This window comes from Pseudomonas asuensis (assembly GCF_014646755.1).
In the GTDB taxonomy this organism is placed as follows: Bacteria; Pseudomonadota; Gammaproteobacteria; order Pseudomonadales; family Pseudomonadaceae; genus Chryseomonas; species Chryseomonas asuensis.
In genome coordinates this window covers 1-845 of the sequence record NZ_BMNW01000079.1, presented here as the reverse complement: position 1 = coordinate 845, position 845 = coordinate 1, and the positions used below count along the sequence as shown (strand labels likewise).

1 protein-coding gene is annotated in these 845 nt (G+C 58.2%); it reads right to left on the bottom strand.

Annotated features, from left to right (window positions below):
* A partial coding sequence (locus IEX86_RS24750; protein WP_188868795.1) for a hypothetical protein occupies positions 1 to 845 on the bottom strand: 845 nt, incomplete at both ends.

Sequence of the window (845 nt, the reverse complement as noted above, 5' to 3'; positions counted from 1 at the left end):
CCACTACATCTCGCTCGGCGGCAGGCTGTGCGGCCAAGTCGTTCATGGCATAACCGTAATAGCCTGCGGCCTTTAGCGTCTGGCCGTGAGTTAAGACAAAAGTTCGCTCGGTGGCAGGCTGTGCGGCCAAGTCGTTCATGGCATCACCGTTATAGCCTGCGGCCTTTAGCGTCTGGCCGTGAGTTAAGACAAAAGTTCGCCCGGCGGCAGGCTGTGCGGCCAAGCGGTTCATGACATAACCGTTATAGCCTGCGGCCTTTAGCGTCTGGCCGTGAGTTAAGACAAAAGTTTGCTCGGCGACAGGCTGTGCGGCCAAGTCGTTCATGGCATCACCGTTATAGCCTGCGGCCTCTAGCATCTGGCCGTGAGTTAAGACAAAAGTTCGCTCGGTGGCAGGCTGTGCGGCCAAGTCGTTCATGGCATCACCGTCATAGCCTGCGGCCTTTAGCGTCTGGCCGTGAGTTAAGACAAAAGTTCGCTCGGCGGCAGGCTGTGCGGCCAAGCGGTTCATGACATAACCGTTATAGCCTGCGGCCTCTAGCGTCTGGCCGTGGGTTACGACAAAAGTTTGCTCGGCGGCAGGCTGTGCGGCCAGGCCGTTCATGGCATCACCGTTATAGCCTGCGGCCTCTAGCGTCTGGCCGTGGGTTACGACAAAAGTTCGCTCGGTGGCAGGCTGTGCGGCCAAGCGGTTCATGACATAACCGCTATAGCCTGCGGCCTCTAGCGTCTGGCCGTGATTTAAGACAAAAGTTTGCTCGGCGGCAGGCTGTGCGGCCAAGTCGTTCATGGCATCACCGTTATAGCCTGCGGCCTTTAGCGTCTGGGCATTGGTCAGGACAAAG